Consider the following 6,402-nt stretch of genomic DNA (forward strand, 5'->3'; position numbering starts at 1 on the left):
ATCATCCGTATATTTAACCACAATAAAACACCCCAAAAGTTAGATTTTCTACTCTAACTTTTGGGGTGCACTTCAGAATGTCCCTTGGAGGTTTTTTTAGTAAATCTCATCTTGTAACTCTGTACTGACTTCGTGACCGTGTCTCCTTTGACTGGAAACGATCAATCGGTCCAAGTATTCCAGTTGCTCATCATAATCCAATATCGCAGATAACACATGGAGCAAGTGATAGGCTGAGAATTCCTCTTCTTCTTTTGCGATGGCAATCTCTTTAGCAAAGATGTCCATCACTTCTTTCCGTTGAAGGAACTCGCTAGTTAAATTATCCGCAGTTACATCGGATTTTAATTTCCCGACAAACTTCAAGTGGACTTGCTCATGATAGGTAAGCAAGGCATCCAGCCGTTCTTGGATCATCATCCTGAAATGTTCAGGTAGATTAATAAGCTCGTTTTCAAACTTATGAAGTTTAGAGAGAACTTCATAGCTGCTTTTAGACGTAGCGATCATTTGTCTGTAGATGACCAGTTTTCTTGCTTTGAGAATCGGATTTTTCTTTAGATAACTGCGTTCTTCTTTAAAGAGAGAGTAAAGCATATCTGTATGTGCCAATCGTTCTTTCAATTTAGACAAGGACTTTTTAGTCGCTATATGCTCAGATGCCTGTCTGCCTGCCAAACGTATCCATCTTATAATTTCATCTTGGGCCTGATGGATGGACTGAAAAAGTTTCGTCTCATATTTAGGTGGCATGAATAGCAAATTGACGAAGAACGCTGAAAGTACACCGATTACAATCGTGACGAGTCTAAGAGTAGCGAAGGATAGAAATGCATCTCCTTTGATCTCCATAATTGCAATCATTGTAACGAGTGCGAGCGATATGGACTTTTCGAGTCCCAACTTCAGCATTATTAAGATAATAATGACTGCAGCAAGACCGACTGTCACAATTTGATGTCCGAATATCAATACAAAAGCGATTGCAGTAATCGCTCCAATCAGATTCCCTTGAATCTGTTCAACGATCGTCCGATATGACCGATAGATAGACGGCTGAATGGCGAAAATTGCTGCAATCCCTGCAAATACCGGATTCGGCAACTCAAGGATCTCCGCTAAAAAGAGTGCGCAAACGATTGCTATACCCGTTTTGAAAATGCGGGCACCAAGTTTCATAGGATTATCCTTTCTGACAGAGATATTAAGATGATGTCATTCTACTCATCTTTTCAATAAGGTTTTCCGTTACTGTACCCTAACAATTCCGACCGGTCAACCGTTGATTTGGCTAGCAAGTATGCTGAATGAACGGTCAACTGCCTCTAGTGTATGATTCACATCCTCTTCAGTATGTGCAATTGTTAAGAACCAAGCTTCATATTTGGAAGGTGCAAGGTTAATACCGTTTTCTAACATCAGTTTAAAGAATTTACCAAATGTTTCTCCATCTGTCTGTTCAGCCTGTTCGTAGTTTTCAACTTTAACATCCGTGAAGAAGAGCGTCAAAGCTCCGCCTAAACGGTTAATAGTCAATGTGATGCCGTTTTTCTTTGCTAACTTTAGGATGCCATCTTCAAGAATTCCGCCCAATCTGTCCATTTCCTCATAGATACCAGGTTGTTGCAACACTTCTAAACAAGCGATTCCTGATAGCATTGACGCTGGGTTTCCTGCCATCGTACCCGCTTGGTACGCAGGTCCGAGTGGTGCAACTGTATCCATAATCTCTTTTCGACCGCCATATGCGCCGATTGGTAGACCGCCACCAATAATTTTACCGAATGCAGTGAGGTCAGGTGTTGTACCAAGCATAGTCTGAGCGGACCCATAATGGAAGCGGAATGCCGTAATGACTTCATCATAGACAATGAGCGCACCTTTATCTTTTGCAATTTCATGTACCACAGGCATATATCCTTCAATCGGTTCAACAATACCAAAATTACCGACGATCGGTTCGACGAGTACACATGCAATCTCGTCACCCCATTTGTCCATTGCTTCTTTATAAGCTTGCGGATCATTGAATGGGATAGTGATGACTTCCTGTGCAATGGATGCTGGGACGCCTGCTGAATCCGGTGTTCCCAATGTAGCTGGACCTGAACCTGCAGCTACGAGCACAAGATCTGAATGTCCATGGTAACAACCTGCGAATTTCATAATTTTTGTTCTGCCTGTAAAAGCACGTGCTACACGAATTGTTGTCATGACAGCTTCAGTTCCTGAGTTAACGAAACGAACCTTATCCATTGAAGGAATTGCCTCTTTTAACATCTTAGCGAATTTCACTTCGTGAGGGGTAGGTGTTCCATATAATACTCCTGTCTTTGCTGCTGTTGTGATTGCTTCAGTAATATGTGGATGTGCATGCCCGGTAATGATAGGGCCATAAGCACCTAAATAGTCAATGTATTTATTGCCGTCTACGTCCCAAAAATAAGCGCCTTCTGCACGTTCCATTACAGTAGGAGCTCCACCGCCAACTGCCTTATATCCACGGGAAGGGCTATTTACTCCTCCCACAATATGTTCACATGCTTCTTTGTAAATCTCTTCTGACTTTGTTCTGTTCATCATTATTCCTCCGTTCAAATCAGTACACTATCCATTTTAAACAAAAACGGGCTAATACGCCAAAGAAATTGAAACTAATCTTTTTCTTAGGTACGATTGAAGAAACAGATTGGGAGGAATGGACATGGAAAAGTTAGAAGGATTGCAAGCGCCGTTGTTTTCTTTGATGGATGAAAAAGGGGAAACCATTGCATTAGAAGACTTCAAAGGGAAAAAGTATGTTGTACTTTATTTCTATCCGAAAGATGCAACGCCAGGCTGTACAACACAGGCAGGAGATTTCAGGGACTCTAATGAAGATTTTAGCGGACTGAATGCGGTCATTTTAGGAGTGAGTCCAGATGATGCAAAATCACATCAGAAGTTTGTCGAGAAACAAGGCTTGCCATTTTCGTTATTAGTCGATGATGAGCATGTAGTTGCAGAGAAGTATGGAGTTTGGAAGCTTAAAAAGAATTTCGGCAAGGAATATATGGGGATTGAACGATCAACTTTTTTAATCGATCCTACAGGAACTGTTGTAAAAGAATGGCGCAAGGTGAAAGTGAACGGTCATATAGACGAAGTGCTTTCAACGTTGAAGCAATTAACAAACGCATAAAAGAGAGGGGTTATTAGATGAGAGTATTGTTCACGTTCAATATAAAAGAAGATCAACTGCGCAGCTTGGAAATGGGATTTCCGAATACAGAGTTTTCATTCACAAAGAATATTGAAGATGTTCCATTAGACAGTTATGAAATCATCGTGACATATGGTGAAGATATTACACCATCGGTCTTAGATAGAGCTCCATCACTTAAATGGATCATGGTAGCATCTGCCGGTGTGGAAAAAATGCCATTAGATGTAATTGCAGAAAAAGGAATCATTGTGAGTAATGTGCGCGGGATTCACAAAACCCCGATGGCTGAATCAGTACTAGCACATATTCTTTCATTAGGAAGGGCATTACCGACATTGCGTGAGCAACAAGAGCGCAAAGAGTGGAATATGAAAGTGAAACAGACGGAATTACGTGGTTCTACAGCACTCATTCTAGGGCCAGGGGCAATTGGTTCAGAAATCGGTAGGTTGCTTAACGCATTTGGTGTATATACGATTGGCTGTAATTCTTCGGGTGACCGTGCACAATTCATGGATGAAACCATTCCGTTTGATCAATTAAAAGAGGTATTGCCTAAAGCTGATATCGTCATATCTATTTTGCCGAGCACGCAAGAGACGAAAGGGATGTTGGATGATTCGTATTTTAAATTGATGAAGAATACGGCACTCTTTATGAACTTTGGAAGAGGAGACCTCGTTAAAGAGTCGACGCTAGTACATGCACTAAAGCATGGTGAAATTGGCCATGCGGTGCTGGATGTCTTTGAAAAGGAACCGTTACCTGCGGAGAGTGAACTATGGGAGTTAGGGAATATCACAATTTCTCCTCATGTATCGAGCCATTCTGGAAAATACGTTGAACGTGCAATGGAGTTTTTCACTGAGAATTTATCTAAATGGCAACAAAATGATCGAGAACTTCTTAACCTCATTAACCTGAAAAAAGGATATTGATAATAACCGCAAGAGCTTACTATAACAGCATCTTTGTTGACAAATGCCTCACTCTTTCTGTAAACTAATGATAATGATTATAAAGAAGTAATCTTTATGGAATGGAGTGTTGGCGATGTCTGAAGTCATTCTTAAGGACGCGCTGGTCACATTGAAGGAGAGCGGCGTTCGTATTACTCCGCAAAGACATGCGATTTTAGAATATCTCATTTCTTCTGAGATGCACCCGACTGCTGATGAAATATATAAGGCGCTTGAAGGGGACTTCCCTAATATGAGTGTTGCAACAGTATATAACAACTTACGAGTTTTCCGGAATACCGGCCTGGTGAAGGAGCTTACGTACGGAGATTCATCAAGCCGTTTCGATTTCGTTACACATGATCATTATCATATAATTTGCGATCACTGTGGCAAGATTGTAGATTTCCATCATCCTGGTCTTGAAGAAGTTGAGCATCTTGCTTCTCATGTCACTGGTTTCCAAGTCAATTCCCATCGTCTTGAAGTATACGGTACTTGTCCCGAATGTGCTGTAAGTGTTCAAAAAGCGAAATGAAAAAACGGTTCCCGGCTTATCCGGGAACCGTTTTTTTTATTTCTTTGTTGTTTCTTTTCTGACTGATGGTTTATTATAAGCAACGTCGAATTCTTTTCCTTCTAATGAAGGATCCATTGTAAGTGGTTCTCTGCAATGCCCGCACATATCAACGCGACCAAGCATTTTGGTTTGTTTTCCACAATTGGGACAGATAATCTGTAGGGCCCGAGTAGACAAGGAGCCAATCCAGGCATATACAACAACGCTACCTAGAATAGCAATCATTCCTAGAACCATGAAAATCAGCATGATAATCTCATTGTTTCTAAAGAAAATCCCTAAATACATAATAACAACGCCGATAAAAATTAGAGATAATGCAAATGATCGGATACGATTTATTTTATTTTTATAAGGCTTCAACTATAATCCTCCTTACCCGTAAAAGCTGATACATCTATTTAAAGATGACGTTCCTCAATTAATATAGCATAAAATCCACTTCCATCATATTTTACGAATCGTAACAGAAGGATTTTTATGCAGCTATGTCGAAGAAATACTAGGTGGAGGTGTCAATATGGAACAAATACTTAGACCAATTTATCAAGAACGTGCCAGCTCACCTGAAACGTTGGGTGTTATTCTTATTGAAAAGAGATGGCCGGGAGATCCGATAACGGATACGTTCGATGAAATCATGTTGATCATAACAACTAATGAAGAAACACCAATATATACGAAACATTACACGGATGGTACAGGAAAAGCAGCCATGCATGTAATAAGTGAGAAGCAACTTCGGAAATGGCTTCTATTAGGGACGAAGAGAAAAGTTGTCGATTGGCTCTTTTACGGTAAGGTCTTCTTTGACCGCAATGAATTTGTTGAGGGCTTAAAGAATGAATTGAAGGAATATCCTTTTTATGGCCGCAAGATTAAAATGGGGCTTGAACTTTCTAGGTTGGTCAGAGTGTATATGGAAGGAAAGATGTTTTTTGAGCAACTGAACTATATGGATGCTTACCAACACGCAATTCAATCTCTACATCATCTTGCTAGACTAACTGTAATTGAAAAAGGGTTTTCACCCGAAGTAACGGTTTGGTCACAAGTGAAAAAAATTGATCCAGCGATTTATAAGTTGTATGAAGAACTGATTATGAGCGAAGAACCAATTGAAAAGCGATTGGAACTTTTATTTTTGGCAAGTGAATTTTTCATCCATAATCGGACACTTGACGGAGCCAGACATATAATGGACGTGATGGCTGAAAAAGAAACGTGGGCTATCCAAGAGCTGCATGAACATGAAGAACTTCAAATCTATTCGATCAATCTAGAAGTACTCATAGAGTTTTTGATTGAAAAAGGTTTTATAGAAATTGTGGAAAGTGATTCGAAAAATGAATACGTATTCCATAGGGAATACCGCGTGGAGCCTTGAAATAAGCGGATTTGGACGATTTATTCGTCCTTTTCATTTTTATTGTTGACACTTTAAATCGATCCATGCTATTATAGTGAACGTCGCTTGAGGAGTTCTACTCTTACGAGCGAGAAAAAGAAATTTTAAAAAGCGCTTGACTCTAGTTGCGAACGATGGTAAATTAGAGAAGTTGCTTTTGAGATAAGTAACTCGAACCTTGAAAACTGAACAGCAAAACGTCAACAATACAAGTTCTGAAACCGGCTTGCCGGTGAACGAACACAAACGA

Annotated in this window: 7 protein-coding genes; 4 read left to right on the plus strand and 3 right to left on the minus strand. The window is 40.1% G+C overall.

Features of this window, described 5'->3' with window-relative positions:
* Nucleotides 1-96: 96 nt before the first annotated feature.
* Nucleotides 97-1,179: an FUSC family protein gene (locus tag H9649_RS17630; protein WP_191696232.1), complete on the minus strand. Its 1,083-nt coding sequence runs from the start codon at nt 1,177-1,179 to the stop codon at nt 97-99.
* Between the two features lie 96 nt (nt 1,180-1,275).
* A complete protein-coding gene (locus H9649_RS17635) occupies nt 1,276-2,580 on the minus strand; it encodes a glutamate-1-semialdehyde 2,1-aminomutase (RefSeq protein WP_225229987.1) in 1,305 nt (434 codons plus the stop codon).
* 124 nt (nt 2,581-2,704) lie between these two features.
* Between H9649_RS17635 and bcp the strand changes: the two genes are divergently transcribed.
* From bcp to perR, 3 genes are all read left to right on the plus strand, one after another.
* Nucleotides 2,705-3,181 (plus strand): thioredoxin-dependent thiol peroxidase, encoded by a 477-nt coding sequence (bcp, locus tag H9649_RS17640; RefSeq protein WP_191696234.1) that lies wholly within the window; start codon nt 2,705-2,707, stop codon nt 3,179-3,181.
* A gap of 17 nt (nt 3,182-3,198) precedes the next feature.
* Nucleotides 3,199-4,143 (plus strand): D-2-hydroxyacid dehydrogenase, encoded by a 945-nt coding sequence (locus H9649_RS17645; protein WP_191696236.1) that lies wholly within the window; start codon nt 3,199-3,201, stop codon nt 4,141-4,143.
* A gap of 115 nt (nt 4,144-4,258) precedes the next feature.
* Nucleotides 4,259-4,702, plus strand: coding sequence for a peroxide-responsive transcriptional repressor PerR (gene perR / locus H9649_RS17650; RefSeq protein WP_191696240.1), 444 nt, complete (start codon nt 4,259-4,261; stop codon nt 4,700-4,702).
* Nucleotides 4,703-4,738: 36 nt separating this feature from the next.
* Here the strand turns inward: perR and H9649_RS17655 are convergent, their stop codons facing one another.
* A complete protein-coding gene (locus H9649_RS17655; protein ID WP_191696242.1) occupies nt 4,739-5,107 on the minus strand; it encodes a YgzB family protein in 369 nt (122 codons plus the stop codon).
* A gap of 157 nt (nt 5,108-5,264) precedes the next feature.
* Here H9649_RS17655 and H9649_RS17660 point away from each other — a divergent pair, with 157 nt between their 5' ends.
* Nucleotides 5,265-6,131 (plus strand): nucleotidyltransferase-like protein, encoded by an 867-nt coding sequence (locus H9649_RS17660; protein WP_191696243.1) that lies wholly within the window; start codon nt 5,265-5,267, stop codon nt 6,129-6,131.
* Nucleotides 6,132-6,402 lie beyond the last annotated feature (271 nt).

This window comes from Sporosarcina quadrami (assembly GCF_014836615.1).
Classification (GTDB): Bacteria; Bacillota; Bacilli; order Bacillales_A; family Planococcaceae; genus Sporosarcina; species Sporosarcina quadrami.

Excerpts from the sequence above, each read along its gene's own strand:
- H9649_RS17630 (WP_191696232.1), bottom strand. The coding sequence starts at position 1,179 with ATGAAACTTGGTGCCCGCATTTTCAAAACGGGTATAGCAATCGTTTGC.
- H9649_RS17635 (WP_225229987.1), bottom strand. The coding sequence starts at position 2,580 with ATGAACAGAACAAAGTCAGAAGAGATTTACAAAGAAGCATGTGAACAT.
- bcp (WP_191696234.1), top strand. The coding sequence starts at position 2,705 with ATGGAAAAGTTAGAAGGATTGCAAGCGCCGTTGTTTTCTTTGATGGAT.
- H9649_RS17645 (WP_191696236.1), top strand. The coding sequence starts at position 3,199 with ATGAGAGTATTGTTCACGTTCAATATAAAAGAAGATCAACTGCGCAGC.
- perR (WP_191696240.1), top strand. The coding sequence starts at position 4,259 with ATGTCTGAAGTCATTCTTAAGGACGCGCTGGTCACATTGAAGGAGAGC.
- H9649_RS17660 (WP_191696243.1), top strand. The coding sequence starts at position 5,265 with ATGGAACAAATACTTAGACCAATTTATCAAGAACGTGCCAGCTCACCT.